Below are 14,164 nucleotides of genomic sequence, written 5' to 3' on the forward strand. Positions count from 1 at the left end.
CGCATCGGAGTTCCGCATGCCCAGCAAGCCCAGCCACCGCCCGCGCACCGTGGCCGTGCCGGCCATTGCCGTCGTCGCCGCCACGCTGCTGTGCTCCTGCTCCGCCGGTGCGGGCAAGAGCGGTGACGACCCGGCGCCGAAGGAGACCGCCCCGCTGACGGCGGCCCTCGGCACCGCCAAGGACAGCACCGGCCCCGCCCCCGCAATCGACGGGGCCCGTAAGGGCGGCACCATCCACATCGCCAACCCCACCGGCTACGCGCACCTGGACCCGCAGAAGATCTACGCCGGCGAGACGTACAACACCTCGCTGCTGTGGGGCAGGCAGCTCACCCAGTACCAGGTGGTGGACGGCAAGCCCACCCTCGTCGGCGACCTGGCCACCGACACCGGCACCTCGTCGGACGGCGGCCGGACCTGGACGTACCGCCTCAAGGACGGCATCGCCTGGGAGGACGGCAAGCCGGTCACCGCGCAGCAGGTCAAGTACGGCATCCAGCGCACCTTCGCGCCCGGCTTCGAACTCGGGCCCACCTACTGGCCGGAGTGGCTGACCGGCTCACCCGACCGCACCGCGGCGGTCAAGAAGTACGGCGGCCCCAAGGACGGCGACCTCGACGCCATCGAGACGCCGGACGACAAGACGATCGTCTTCCACTTCCCCAAGCCGCAGGCGGACGTGCCCTACATGGCCGCCCAGTCCTCCTCGTCACCGGTCCGCGAGGACAAGGACACCGGCACCGGGTACGACATCAAGCCGCTGGCCACCGGCCCGTACCGGATCGTCGAGCACCGGCAGAACCAGCGCCTGACGCTGGAGCGCAACCCGCACTGGAAGCCCGAGACCGACTCCATCCGGCACCAGTACGCCGACCGCTTCGAGTTCACCTTCGGCAAGAAGGCCCTCAACACCAGCCAGGAGATCCTCGCCGGACGCGGCGACGGCGCCTCCTCCGTCACCACCCGGGCCGACCTGCCGCCCGAGCTGTTCCGCGAGACCGAGCGCGACCCGGCCAAGCGGAAGCTCGTCGTCAGCGGCCGGCAGGGCGCGTACGTCAACGACCTGTACATCAAGAACAGCCGCGTCACCGACCCCGAGGTGCGCAAGGCCATCGCCTACCTCTTCCCGCGCCAGCAGGCCCGCCAGGTGATGGGCGGCCCGCGCGCCGGCGAGTTCGCCACCACGCTCTCCTCGCCGGCCGTCGTGGGCTGGAAGAAGTACGACCTGTTCCCCGCGCCGCCCACCGGGGACATCGCCAAGGCCAAGGAGCACCTGGCCAAGGCGGAGAAGCCGGTGACGAAGCTGACGTACGCCTACGAGAGCGACCCGGTGCAGGACCGCCTCGCCCAGGTCCTCGTCGACGCCTTCGGCAAGGCCGGCATCACGCTCGTCACCAAGCCGCTTGACCCGGCCTCCTTCACCCACCAGGTCTTCCGCGGGCCCGCCCCGTACGACCTGTGGCTGAGCACCAACTCCGTGGACTGGCCGACGCCCTCCACGCTGCTGCCCGACGGCTACCACAGCAAGCTGGACGCGCTCTCCAACGGCATCCGGTACAACAACCCGGCCGTGGACAAGGAGTTGGAGCGGATCGAGAAGATCGGCGACGCGGGGCAGAAGGCCGCGGCCCTCATCGATCTCGAACAGGTCGTGATGAAGGACGCCCCCGTGGTGCCGTTCCTGTACCCGCACGTCTCCCAGGTGCGCGGCGAGAACATCGGCGGCGCGTTCATCCACCCCATCTACGGCAGCATCAGCGCGGCCTGGCTCTACCGCGCCGACTCCTGATCCCGGGACCCACACTCCATGCTCAGCTACGTCCTCCGACGGACCCTCCAGGCGGCGGCGGTACTCCTGGCGATCACCGCCGCCGCCTTCGGGCTCTTCTACGCCGCGCCGTCCGACCCGGCGCTCATCGCCTGCGGGCCCAAGTGCGACACCGCCCAGGTCGAGGCCGTGCGCCACAGCATGGGCCTGGACCAGCCGCTGGTGGCGCAGTACGTCGACTACCTCGGCGGACTGGTCACCGGGCGCACCATCAACGACGTGGACGGCACGCCCATCGAGTGCGGCGCGCCCTGCCTCGGCTACTCGTACACCCTGCACCAGCCGGTCACCGAGGCCATCGCCGACCACCTGCCGGTCACCCTGTCGCTCGCCGTCGGCGCGCTCGCGGTGATCGTGGTGCTCGGCGTCGGCACCGGCCTGGTCTCCGCGCTGCGCCGCGGCAGCCGCACCGACCGGATGCTGTCCGCCTTCACCCTGATCGGCGCCAGCGTGCAGATCTACTTCCTCGGCTACGCGTTGCAGTACCTGCTCGTCTACAGCACTGATCTCTTCCCGCTGCCCGGGTACGTGCCGCTGGCCGACGACCCGGGTGGCTGGGCCGCCGGGCTGCTGCTGCCGTGGCTGGTCCTCGGGTTCGTCAACGCGGCCGTCTTCGCCCGGCTCTCGCGCGCCCAACTCCTGGAGGTCATGCACGAGGGGTACGTGCGCACCGCGCGCGGCAAGGGGCTCAGCGCGCGCCGGGCCCACCTGAAGTACACGGCGCGCGGCGCGGCGCCGCCGCTCGCGCAGTTGCTCGGCCTGGAGGCGGGCGCGCTGTTCGGCGGCGCGTTCATCACCGAGACCGTCTTCGGCCTCGGCGGTGTCGGCAAGCTGGCCGTGGACGCGGTGGTCGGCAACGACCTGCCGACCGTGGTGGGCACCGTGCTGCTGGCGGCGCTGTGCGTGGTCGTCTTCGTCGCCGTCGCCGACCTCGTCGTCGCCTGGCTCGACCCCCGGGTACGGCTCGCGTGAGCGCCACCGCCGCCCGGCAGCCGGGCCGCCCGCCCCGAGAGGAAGCCCCCATGGCCGAACCAGACCACCCCGCGCTGCGGGTTCGCGACCTGTCCGTCTCCTTCACCCGCGCGCGCGACGCCCACGGCGGCGCCGACGCGGTGCCCGCCGTACGCGAGGTGACCTTCGAGGTGGCGCCCGGCGAGGTGCTCGGCCTGATCGGCGAGTCCGGCTCGGGCAAGTCCACCGTCGGCCTGGCCGCCCTCGGCCTGCACGACGCGGCCCGTACCCGCGTCACCGGCAGCATCCAGGTCGGCGGCACGGAGATCGTCGGCGCCAGCGAGAAGCGGCTGTGCGCCGTGCGCGGGTCCCGGGCCGCCATGGTCTTCCAGGACGCGCTGGCCGCGCTCTCGCCCTTCCACACCGTCGGCGCCCAACTCGCCGAGGCGTACCGGCTGCACCACCCGGGCGCCGGTCGAGCCGCGGCGCGCGAGCGGGCCAGCGAGATGTTGGAGCGGGTCGCCATCCCCGCCGCGCGCGCCCGCGACTACCCGCACCAGTTCTCCGGCGGCATGCGGCAGCGCGTCATGCTTGCCATGGCCCTGATCAACTCGCCGGACCTGCTCATCGCCGACGAGCCGACCACCGCGCTCGACGCCCGCGTCCAACGCCAGGTACTGCGCCTCCTCGACGAGCTGCGCCGCGAGCACGGCACCGCCGTGCTGCTCGTCACCCACGACGTCGGGGTGGTCGCCGAGATGGCCGACCGGATGCTGGTGCTGCGCGGCGGCCGGGAGGTCGAGCAGGGTCCGGCGGAGAAACTGCTGACCGCCGCGAGCGAGCCGTACACCCGGGCGCTGATCGGCGCCGCGCCCACGCTGCGCACCGAGCCGGGCACCCGGCTGCCGACCGTGGACGACCCGGACCCGTCGCCCGCGCCGGCGCGCGCCCCGTCCGCGCGGCGGGACGGGGCGGCGCCCGCGCGGCGCTCCGGGCGCGAGGAACCCGCCGCCCCGACCACGGTGCCGGCCGCCGGCAAGCCCGTGCCGCCCATCGCCGAGGTGCGCGACCTGCGGGTGGAGTTCCCGGCGCGTGGGCCCCGGCTGCCGGGCCTGCGCCGGCCGCCGCTCCAGGCCGTACGCGGCATCAGCCTGGCCATCGCGCCCGGTGAGACGCTGGGCCTGGTGGGGGAGTCCGGGTCGGGGAAGTCCACCACGGCCCGGGTGCTGGCCGGCCTCCAGCGGCCGACCGCCGGCACGGTCCGCTTCGACGGGCGGGACATCTCCGCCGCCGCCCGCTCCACCGCCCTGCGCCGCGAGCTGAGCCGCGAGGTGCAGCTCGTCTTCCAGGACCCGTACGCCTCCCTCAACCCGCGCCGCACCGTCGAGCAGATCGTCACCATGCCGCTCCAGGTCCACACCCGACAGGGCGCGGCCGAGCGGCGGGAGCGCGCGGTGTGGCTGCTGGAGCGGGTGGGGCTGGGGGCGGAGCACCTCGGGCGCTATCCGCACGAGTTCTCCGGCGGCCAGCGGCAGCGCGTCGGCATCGCCCGGGCGCTGGCCGTCGAACCGAGGCTGCTGATCGCCGACGAGCCGGTGTCCGCGCTCGACGTCTCCGTCCAGGCCCAGGTGCTGAACCTGCTGATGGACCTGCGCGAGAAGTTCGGCCTCTCGCTGCTGTTCGTCTCGCACGACCTGGCGGTGGTGCGGCACTTCTGCGACCGGATCGCGGTGTTGCGCGGCGGCGAGATCGTGGAGACCGGCACCCGCGACGAGGTCTTCGACCAGCCCTCGCACGACTACACCCGGGAACTGCTGGCCGCGACCCTGTGACCGGCGCCGCGCCACGGGCGCCCCGACCGTCGGGGCGCCCGGCCGTCGCTCAGGCGCGGAGCACGGCCAGCGCGTCGACCTCGACCAGCAACTCGGGCCGGATCAGCCCGGCGACCTGGACGGCCGAACTGGCCGGGGGCCGCGCGGTGTCCACGTACGCGTCGCGGGCGGCGCGCACGGCCGGCAGGTGGGCGACGTCGGTGACGTAGAAGGTCAGCTTCACCACGTCGGTGAAGCTCGCGCCGGCCGCCTCCAGGCAGCGCTGGAGGTTCGCGAACACCTGACGGGCCTGGGCCTCGGGGTCGTTGCGGCCCACCAGTTCGCCCTGGGCGTCCACGGCTATCTGTCCGGAGACGGCCACGAGCGTGCCCGTGCCGATGACGACGTGGCTGAAGCCGTTGCCCGGCGCGACGCCGTCCGGTGCGGTGATGTGCTGGTGCTCGGCCATGGGACTCCTCGCGGTGCGGGTGGGTACGGCGGCTGCCGCCGACCCGTTTCTACAACAGCGCGAGCTGCGTCCCGGCGGCCGGGTCGGGCGGGGCGGGCGCGGCCCGGCGGCCGGGGGAGCGCGCGGGCGGCGCCGGGGCCGGCCGGGCCGATGCCGTACTCGGTGGCCAGCTCGTGCACCTGACGGGTGATGCGGCGCTGGTACCAGGTCGGCGCGTACGCCCCGTTCGCGTACAGCGCGTCGTAGCGCCGGCGCAGCCGAGGGTGGTGCTGGTCGAGCCAGGCGAGGAACCACTCGCGGGCGCCCGGCCGCAGGTGCAGCACCAGCGGCGTGACCGAGGTCGCCCCGGCCGCGGCGATGGCGGCCACCGTGCGGCGGAGCTGCTCGGGCGCGTCCCCCAGGTACGGGATGACCGGGGCCATCAGGACGCCGCATGCTATGCCGTGGTCGGTCAGGGTGCGCACAGTGTCGAGCCGCCGCTCGGGCGAGGGCGTGCCGGGCTCGACGGTGCGCCACAGCTCCGGGTCCGTGAAGCCGACGGACATCGATACGCCCACGTCGCTACGGGCCGCCGCCGCCCGCAACAGCTCCAGGTCGCGCAGGATCAGCGTGCCCTTGGTGAGGATCGAGAAGGGGTTGGACCGCTCGACGAGGGCGGACAGAATGCCGGGCATCAACCGATATCGGCCCTCGGCGCGCTGGTAACAGTCGACGTTGGTGCCCATCGCGATGTGCTCGCCCGTCCAACTCCCGGCGGCCAACTCGCGACGCAGCACCTCGGGCGCGTTGACCTTCACCACGATCTGCGAGTCGAAACCGATACCGGTGTCCAGGTCGAGATAGCTGTGCGTCTTGCGCGCGAAGCAGTACACACACGCGTGTGAGCAGCCGCGATAGGGGTTGACGGTCCACTCGAACGGCATCCGGGACGCGCCCGGCACGCGGTTGACCAGCGAGCGGGCCCGCACCTCGTGAAAGGTGATGCCGCGGAACTCGGGGGTGTCGAAGGTGCGCGTCACGCTGGCCGTGCCGAACAGCGCGGGTGCCGCCTTCTCCTCCGCCAGGGTCTCCCAGCGCATGTGCACCTCCTCGGTCGTACGCCCTGCCTAATAGAACATACGTGCTATCCGGAGGGTGTCAACCTCCGATTTGGGCGGATGCCGGGAAGGTGGTTGGCTTGCCGATCACGCACGACAGCACGCGCACAGGACCGGAGGAACAGCGATGGCGCAGGTCGAGGCCACCACGGAGCGGATCATCAGGGCGGGCGCCGAGGACGTGTTCGATGCGCTCGCCGACTACAACGGCACCCGCCAGCGGGTCATGCCCGAGCAGTTCAGCGAGTACGAGGTACGCGAGGGCGGCGACGGCGAGGGCTCCCTGGTGCACTGGAAGCTCCAGGCGACCAGCAAGCGGGTGCGCGACTGCCTCGTCGAGGTGACCGAGCCCACCGAGGGCCAGCTCGTCGAGAAGGACCGGAACTCCACGATGGTCACCACGTGGATCGTGACGCCCGCCGGCGAGGGCTCCTCGCGCGTCGTGGTCACCTCCACCTGGGCCGGCGCCGGCGGCATCGGCGGCTTCTTCGAGAGGACCTTCGCCCCCAAGGGGCTCGGCCGCATCTACGACGCCCTGCTGACCCGCCTCGCCGCGGAGCTGGAGAAGTGACCCGCTGACCGACCGGCGGCAGCGGAGCTGACGGGGCGACGCCGGGCGCGCCCCGTCGGCGGCACGGCGCCGCACGGCGCCCAACCCACCGCCCCGGCCCGCCGACGGGCCACCCGCCCGGCCCTGCCGAGCCGCCTCGCGGGCCACGTCCGTCCGCCCAGTCAGTCGCCTCGCGCGGCCCCGTACGCCCGGCCCGCCCCGCGACGTTCGCCCGGCCCGCCCGGCCCGCCGCGCCCGCCCGGGAGTCGCCCGCCCGCCCCGGAGCCGACGCCGAGCGCGCGGGGTGCCCACTCACCGGAACGAGTGGACTTGTCGACGCCGAGCCGGCCCCGCCCGTCCCCGCCGTGGGCGGTGAAACCCCTGATGGGCGCGTGACAGGCGCTTCAAGCAAGGGAGTTGGGGCCCGCCGCCGCCATGTTTCAGGGATTCGTCGCGGTTGCTCGCGGTTGTCGCGTAATGCGAGAAATGGTCGCGGTGTAGACGTGACGACGGGAGCGGTACGTGGGCGGGACCACCCTGGCGGACCGGGACGAGCCAAGCGCGGCGCTCGGCCCGGACCCCGCGACCCAGGACGACAGGACGGCGCGGGAGCCGACGGTTGAACCCGCCGTCGCGGCGGGTCAGGCGCGGCCGGCGCCCACCGGGTGGGGCGCGGCCGAGACGGCCGACCCCGGGCAGCCGGACGAGCCGCACCCGGCCGCTCCGGCGCCCGGCGCGCCACCGTCCGGCGCTGCCGACTCCCAGCCGCTCGGTCCGGGCCGGGCCGCGCTGGTCCGCGCCGGGTCGCTGCTGGCGCTGCTGCTCGCGGGCCTCGGCCAGACCGTCACCGCCGGCGCGCTGCCCGCCCTCGCGGCGGACGCGCACGGCGGCGACAGGCTGCCCTGGGTCGTGCTCTCCTACCTGCTGGCCGCGGCGCTCGCGCTGCCGGTCTACGGCAGGCTCGGCGACCTCGTGGGCCGCAAGGGCCTGTTCCTGCTCGCCCTCCTGGTGTTCGTCGCCGGCTCCGCGCTGGCGGGCTGGGCCCGCACGATGGACGAACTCATCGTCTTCCGCGCCCTCCAGGGCGCCGGCGCCGGCGGTCTCGTCATGGGAGCCCAGTCGATCGCCGCGACCGTCGCCCCGCCCCGGTGGCGCGGGCGCTTCCCGGCCCTGCTCGGCACCGTGTTCGGGCTCGCCGTTGCCGCGGGGCCGGCCGTCGGCGGCCTTGTCACCGACCACGCCTCCTGGCGCTGGTGCTGCTACCTCGGCGTGCCGCTCGGCCTGTTGGCGCTGGTCGCCACCCTGTGCGCGCCGCGAACGCCGCGCCCGGCCGGCCGGTCCGGGGCCGCCACGTTCGGCGCCCTGCTCATGGCCGCGGCCACCCTCTGCCTGGTGCTGCTGACGAGTTGGGGCGGCACGGACGGCGCCTGGGACGGGCGGACCGTCCTCGGCATCGGCCTCGGTGCCCTCGGCACCGTGCTCCTGTGCGTCGTCGTGCGGTACTTCGCCCGCCAGCGCACCGCGCCGCCGTCTCGGGCGCGCGGCTCGCTCCTGTCCGTCGACACGCTGGTCGGCGCGGCCGTGGGCATCGCGCTGTACGGGGCGAGCGACCAACTGCCCGCCCACCTCCACAGGATGGCCGGCGCCAGCGCGACGGAGACCGGGCTGCTGACGCTGCCGCTGTTGGGCGGCGCCGCCCTGGCCGCGCTCGTGGCGGGGTGGCTGGCCAGCCGTACGGGCCGCTTCCGCGCGTACCCGATCCTCGGCTGCGGCGTCGCGGCGGTCGGCATGTGGCTGCTGTCCCACCTCGCCGCGGACACCTCCCGGCTGACGTACGGCCTGTGGACGGGCGTGCTCGGCCTCGGTGTCGGGCTCGTCCTGCCGGTTCTGGTGCTGGCCGTCCGGGGCGCCGGCGGGCCGGCGAGCGCGGGCCCGGCCACCGGCGGGCACCCGGGGTTGCGGCGGGTCGGCGGCGGCGTCGGCGTGGCCGTGTTCGGCGCGGTCCTCGCGCACCGGGTCGCCGACGCCGTGGCGCGTCACCTGCTCTCCGACCTCAGGGCCCCGGAGGTGGTCCGCTCGCTTCCCGGGGCCCTGCGCGACGGACACATCGCCGCCCATGTCGACGCGCTGCCGCGCGTCTTCGGGTACCTCGTGCCCGTACTCGTCCTCGGCTTCCTGCTCGCCCTGCTGCTGAAGGAGAATCCCTTGGCGTCCCAGACCGACCAGCACGACCCGGCCGTCCCCGCCGCGCGCGGCCTGGCCGACACCGTCACCAGCGGCTCCCCGTCGCCCACCGCGGACCAGCGGGCGCCCGAGTCGTACGCCGACGCGTACAGCACCGACCCGTACGCCAACGACGCGTACGCCACCTCCTACGGCGCCGGCGACCAGCCGCGTCCCGACGCCCAGTCGCTGGCCGGCCCGCCGGTGTGCGGCACCGTGGCCCACCACGACGGCAGCACCGTCCCGCGCGCCGCGCTCACCCTGATCGACGTCGGCGGGCGGCAGGTCGGCCGGGGCGCGACGGGCGAGGACGGGCGGTACGCGCTGAGCACGCCGGGCGCGGGCGCCTACGTGCTGATCGCGGCGGCCAGCGGGCACCAGCCGCAGGCCGTCAGCGTCACCGTCGGCGACCGCCCGGTCGAACTCGACGTGGTGCTCGGCGGCGCGGGGCGGCTGGCCGGCGCGGTGCGCACGGCCGACGGCACGCCGGTGCGTGACGCGATGGTCACCCTCACCGACGTGCGCGGCGAGGTCGTCGCCTCCACCCGCAGCGGCCGGGAAGGCGGCTACCTGATCACGGAGTTGGTGGCCGGCGAGTACACGCTCGCCTCCAGCGCCCCCGCCTACCGGCCGGCCGCGCTGCCGGTGAGCGTGCAGGCGGCCCGCGAGACCCGGCAGGACATCGAGCTGGCCGGCGGCGCGGTGCTGCGCGGCACGGTGCGGGCCGGTGGCGGGCGCACCGTGGAGGACGCGCGGGTGACCCTGCTGGACGCGGCGGGCAACGTCATGGACACGGCCACCACCGGGGCGGACGGCGTCTTCCGCTTCATCGACCTGTCGGCCGGCGAGTACACGGTGATCGCGGCCGGCTACCCGCCGGTCGCCACCGTGCTGCGGGTCGCCGGCGGCGGGCGCACGGAGCGCGATCTGCAACTGGGCTACGAGGACTGAGCACCGCTCGCGGACGCGACGGCCACGGGACGGCCGCGCGCCGGGGGCGCCGCGTGCGGCCCGGCGCGGCCCGGTGGCGTGCGCGAAGCCCACCGGGCGGTAGCGCGGGGCCCGGGGAGCGAGGGGGCCGGGTCGGTGCGCCGACCCGGCCCCCAGGCGTGCGGCCGGACGGTGCCGGCGGTCCGGGCCACACCGGGCACGGGCGGCGGCGCGGTGTCGCGACGTTGTCCGGCGGCGTGGGGCGCTCACGGCGTGCGCCGGGCGCACTCCTATTCCGACAATGCCGCACGCCGTGCCGCGCCCAGGCCGTACCGTAGCCGCGGGGGCGCAGATCTTGCGTACGCGTACGAAGGAGACTTCGCCAATGGACCACGGCGCGTCGCCGGGTGAGGGCGACGACAGGGTGACCCCGGAGCCACCGGCCCGGGCGGCGCAGTCGCCTGCCCCGGGGCGGATACCGCTCGCGGTGGTCGTGGTGGACGGCGCCGGGCTCGTCACGCACTGGAGCATCGGTGCGCGCAAGCTGTTCGGCTACGACCGGGAGGAGGCCGTGGGCGCGCCCGCGGTGGACCTCATGCCGGTCTCCGGCGCGTTCCGCGACGGCCGCGACGGCCGGGGAGACGGCGGTGTACCGCGGCCCGCCGACGCATCGGACGAGGGCGGTGCCCTCGCCGACTTCGCCGATCTCGCCGACTTCGCGGGCCTCGGCCCCTCCCTCGACCTCTCGCTGACCGGCGGGTCCGGCTACCCCACCGCGGGCCGCGCGCACCTGGCCGCCACCGAGCGCGGTCCCGGCCAGGTGCTGTGGTGGGCCTACCCGCTGGTGGGGCCCGGGCCCGAGCGGCTGCTGCTGTTGGCCGCCGACGCGCGGCGGCTGGCCGGCGACCGGGACTGGCACGAGCGGGTGGCGCCCGGGTTCGCGCTGCACACCGAGTTCGGCGAGGCGCGGGAGCTGGCCCGCCGGCTGCCCGAGATCCTGCCGAGCATGAGCCCGCGGGAGAGCGCCCGCATCGTGGCGCAGGTGCTGGAACTGGGCTATCCCGTACTGGAGATCAGCCAACACGAGCGGGTGCCGGTCACCCCCGACTGGGGCGTGCCCAAGCGGGTCGAGCGACGCGCCCGGCTGGAGCGGGTGGTCCGCGACGAGGCGGCGGACCCGCGGACGGCCGCCGCTGCCGCCGCCGAACTGGCCTCCGACCTGGAGTACGCGGCGGTCCGCGAGCGGCTGGAGTTCCTGAACGAGGTCAGCGGCGCCATCGGCACCTCGCTCGACCTCGCCCGCACCATCGAGGAGGTCAGCGCGGCGGTCGTGCCGCGCTTCACCGACGTGGCGGGCACCTACCTGCGCGAACAGGTCGTCGCCGGCGAGGGCTTCCCGGACGGCCCGCCCGACGCGACCACGATGTGGCACCGGGTGGCCGTGGAGCACAACGACGAACCGGGCCGCTGGGAGGACGTCATCCCGGTCGGCGAGTCGATGCCCTTCCCCGTGCACACCCCGTTCTTCCAGTGCATGACCAGCGGCCAGCCGGTCCTGGTGCCGCGCATCTCCGAGCAGATGGGCAACGCGATCGCCGCGCAGTTCGAGAAGCGCGACATCAGCCCGCTGATCAACAACCGCTCCATGCTGGTGGTGCCGCTCAAGGCCCGCCAGGTGGTGCTGGGCTTCATGATCCTGCTCCGGCACCAGGAGCGGCCCGAGTTCAACGACATGGACCGGGTCACCGGCGCCGAACTCGCCGCACGGGCCGGGCTCGTGCTCGACAACGCGCGGATGTACACCCACCAGGAGAACGTCGCCGAGACGCTCCAGGACAGCATGCTGCCGCACATCGCCCCGCGCATGGCCGGCTGCGACACCGCCACCCGGTACCTGCCCGGCACCCGGCTCGGCCGGGTCGGCGGCGACTGGTTCGACAGCGTCAAGCTGCCCGGCTCGCGCACCGCCCTGGTGGTCGGCGACGTGATGGGGCACGGCCTGAACTCGGCCGCGATGATGGGCCAGTTGCGCACCGCCGTGCAGACCATGGCCGGCCTGGACATGCCGCCCACCCAGTTGCTGCGCCACCTCGACGACCTCGCCCAACGGCTCGGCGAGCACTACCTGGCCACCTGCCTGTACGCGGTCTACGACCCGATCGGCGGCGAGTTGGCCATCGCCAACGCCGGGCACATCCCGCCCGTCCTCGTCCGGGCCGGGGACGGCCGCAGCGAGCTGCTCAACCTGCCCACGGGCGCGCCGATCGGCGTGGGCGGCGTGCCGTTCGAGACGGTGCGGGTGCCCGTCGAGCCCGGCGACCGGCTGGTGCTGTGCACGGACGGCCTGGTCGAGGTGCGCGGCGAGGACATCGCGGTGGGCCTGGCCGCGCTGTGCGAGTCCGCCGCTCACCCGGCCGCCTCCATGGACGACGCCTGCGACACCATCATCCGCTCGCTGGCCGGGACGTTGAACCGGGGCCGTGGCGGGCGCAAGGACGACGTGGCCCTTCTCATGGCCCGGTTGAACGGCATCGCCGCCGAGGACGTGGCCGACTGGGAGCTGGCCCCGCAGCCGCGCTCGGTGCGCGCCGTGCGCCGCTACGTACGCGAGCAACTGTGCCGCTGGGGCCTGGACGAGGCCGTGCCCACCGCCGAGCTGCTGGTCAGCGAGGTGGTGACGAACGCGGTGCGGCACGCCAGGCAGGTCGTACGGGTGCGCCTGGTGCGCACGGACGCGCTGCTGTGCGAGGTGCGCGACGACGACCACACGCTGCCCGCGCTGCTGGACGCCGCGCCCGACGCCGAGTTCGGGCGCGGGCTGCGGGTGGTGAGCAGGCTGGCCAGCGAGTGGGGCACCAGCCGCACGGCCGAGGGCAAGACGGTCTGGTTCGAACAGTCGCTTGGCTAGCCGTACCGCCCTGTGAGGTGGGGGACGCGGCTGGCGCCCGCGTTCGGCGTCGGCCGGTCGGTGGACGCGGTTCCGGGTGGCGGCCCGTCGCGGGCGAGGCGGCGGGACGGCGGCTGGCCGGTGGCGGAATGGGGAAACTTTCGATCGGCCGCTTGTGCCGGCCGGCCCCGGCCAGTAGCAATTGGGCATGACTGAGTCGACCGGCTACGTACGGGCCTGGGAAGAGTACTGGCGGGACGCCCCCACCGAGCCGGGCGGCGTCCTGTGGGACGCCCCGGCGCAGCACACCGCGGGGTTGCACCTGCCGTTGTTCCAGGCCGAGTTCGACCCGGAGTTGCCGCTGCTCGACGTCGGGTGCGGAAACGGCACCCAGAGCCGCTACCTGGCCCAGCACTTCGACCGGGTGATCGGCGTGGACCTGTCGCACGCGGCCGTGACCCGCGCCCGCGCCGACGACCCGGCGGGCGTGGCCAGTTACCGGCAGTTGGACGCGGCCAACCTGCCGGCCGTACGGGCGCTGCACGCCGAACTCGGCGACGCCAACATCTACCTGCGCGGCGTGCTGCACCAGTGCGACAGCCGCGACCTGGCGCGCGTCGCCGAGGCCATCGCGGTGCTGACCGGCGCGCGCGGGCGGGCCTTCGTCGTCGAACTGGCCGAGGAGGCCGGGCGGGTGCTGCGGGGCCTGGCGAGCGGGCCGGGCGGGCCGCCGCCCAAGCTCGCCGCGGTCTTCGAGCACGGCATCGCCCCCGGCGAGGTCTCCGACCAGGTCGTGCCCGACCTGCTGAGCGCCGCGCGGCTGCACTGCCTGGCGAGCGGCGAACTCCCCCTCACCACGACCGAACACGCCCCCGACGGCACGCTGATCGTCCTGCCGTCCGCGTGGTGGCTGGTGACGCGCGCCGCCTGACCGTCCGTGACCGACCGTGATCGGCCCGGCGGGCCACCGGCCCGCCGGGCCGTCGTGCTGCCCGGACCCGACCGCGGCGAGGGGCGCGCGGCGCGTCGCCGTGCGGGCCGGCGCGCCCCGGTGTCATGGTGCCCGGCGCTCCGGGCGGGGTCGCGGCGGTGGTGGTGGGAGTCCACGGAGCGGGCGGGTCATGTGCCGTCGCCCACACCCCGTCCGCACGTGACGTTCGGTCATATCCGCATACCCAGGAATATGTCGGACCGTTCGGGCGGTGATCGGCGCCGGGCGTGCTCCGTTCGGCGGGTCCCAGGCGCCTGGTGGGGCGCCTGGGGAGGGGGGTCCGGTAGCGGGCCTTGAACCTGTGGGGCAGACTGTTCCACAGGGGCAGCTTGTTCCACAGTGCGTGGACGGGCGGCTCTGACATGCGCCGCCGTCGTCCTGGCCGCCGCCAGTCACCGCGGTCGATCGTTCGAGTTGAAGGAATTGT

General features: G+C 74.7%; 8 protein-coding genes and 1 pseudogene. 7 read left to right on the forward strand and 2 right to left on the reverse strand.

The genetic code is table 11. The features are described 5' to 3' along the window. Positions 1-16 precede the first annotated feature (16 nt). Genes H7H31_RS28640 through H7H31_RS28650 form a run of 3 tightly spaced genes read left to right on the forward strand, consistent with a single transcriptional unit; the run spans position 17 to position 4,611 of the window. Positions 17-1,789, forward strand: a complete 1,773-nt coding sequence (locus H7H31_RS28640) for an ABC transporter substrate-binding protein (protein WP_187060703.1) — start codon at positions 17-19, stop codon at positions 1,787-1,789. 18 nt (positions 1,790-1,807) lie between these two features. Then, positions 1,808-2,800: an ABC transporter permease gene (locus H7H31_RS28645; RefSeq protein WP_187060704.1), complete on the forward strand. Its 993-nt coding sequence runs from the start codon at positions 1,808-1,810 to the stop codon at positions 2,798-2,800. A gap of 50 nt (positions 2,801-2,850) precedes the next feature. Beyond that, a complete protein-coding gene (locus tag H7H31_RS28650; protein ID WP_187060705.1) occupies positions 2,851-4,611 on the forward strand; it encodes a dipeptide ABC transporter ATP-binding protein in 1,761 nt (586 codons plus the stop codon). A gap of 49 nt (positions 4,612-4,660) precedes the next feature. Here the strand turns inward: H7H31_RS28650 and H7H31_RS28655 are convergent, their stop codons facing one another. Beyond that, a complete protein-coding gene (locus H7H31_RS28655; RefSeq protein WP_187060706.1) occupies positions 4,661-5,059 on the reverse strand; it encodes a RidA family protein in 399 nt (132 codons plus the stop codon). Between the two features lie 89 nt (positions 5,060-5,148). Next, positions 5,149-6,138: pseudogene (locus H7H31_RS28660) on the reverse strand (Rv2578c family radical SAM protein); the annotation flags it as partial. 145 nt (positions 6,139-6,283) lie between these two features. Here H7H31_RS28660 and H7H31_RS28665 point away from each other — a divergent pair. The 4 genes from H7H31_RS28665 (at position 6,284) to H7H31_RS28680 (ending at position 13,677) form a co-directional block, all read left to right on the forward strand. Then, entirely contained in the window at positions 6,284-6,727 is a 444-nt protein-coding gene (locus H7H31_RS28665; RefSeq protein ID WP_187060708.1) for an SRPBCC family protein, read from the forward strand. A gap of 501 nt (positions 6,728-7,228) precedes the next feature. After that, on the forward strand, positions 7,229-9,880 hold the full coding sequence (locus tag H7H31_RS28670) for an MFS transporter (protein ID WP_372456028.1): 2,652 nt from the start codon (positions 7,229-7,231) through the stop codon (positions 9,878-9,880). Positions 9,881-10,244: 364 nt separating this feature from the next. Continuing rightward, on the forward strand, positions 10,245-12,767 hold the full coding sequence (locus tag H7H31_RS28675; RefSeq protein WP_187061364.1) for a SpoIIE family protein phosphatase: 2,523 nt from the start codon (positions 10,245-10,247) through the stop codon (positions 12,765-12,767). 187 nt (positions 12,768-12,954) lie between these two features. Further along, entirely contained in the window at positions 12,955-13,677 is a 723-nt protein-coding gene (locus H7H31_RS28680) for a class I SAM-dependent methyltransferase (RefSeq protein ID WP_187061365.1), read from the forward strand. Positions 13,678-14,164 lie beyond the last annotated feature (487 nt).

It is taken from the genome of Streptomyces buecherae (assembly GCF_014295035.1).
GTDB classification, from domain to species: Bacteria; Actinomycetota; Actinomycetes; order Streptomycetales; family Streptomycetaceae; genus Streptomyces; species Streptomyces youssoufiensis.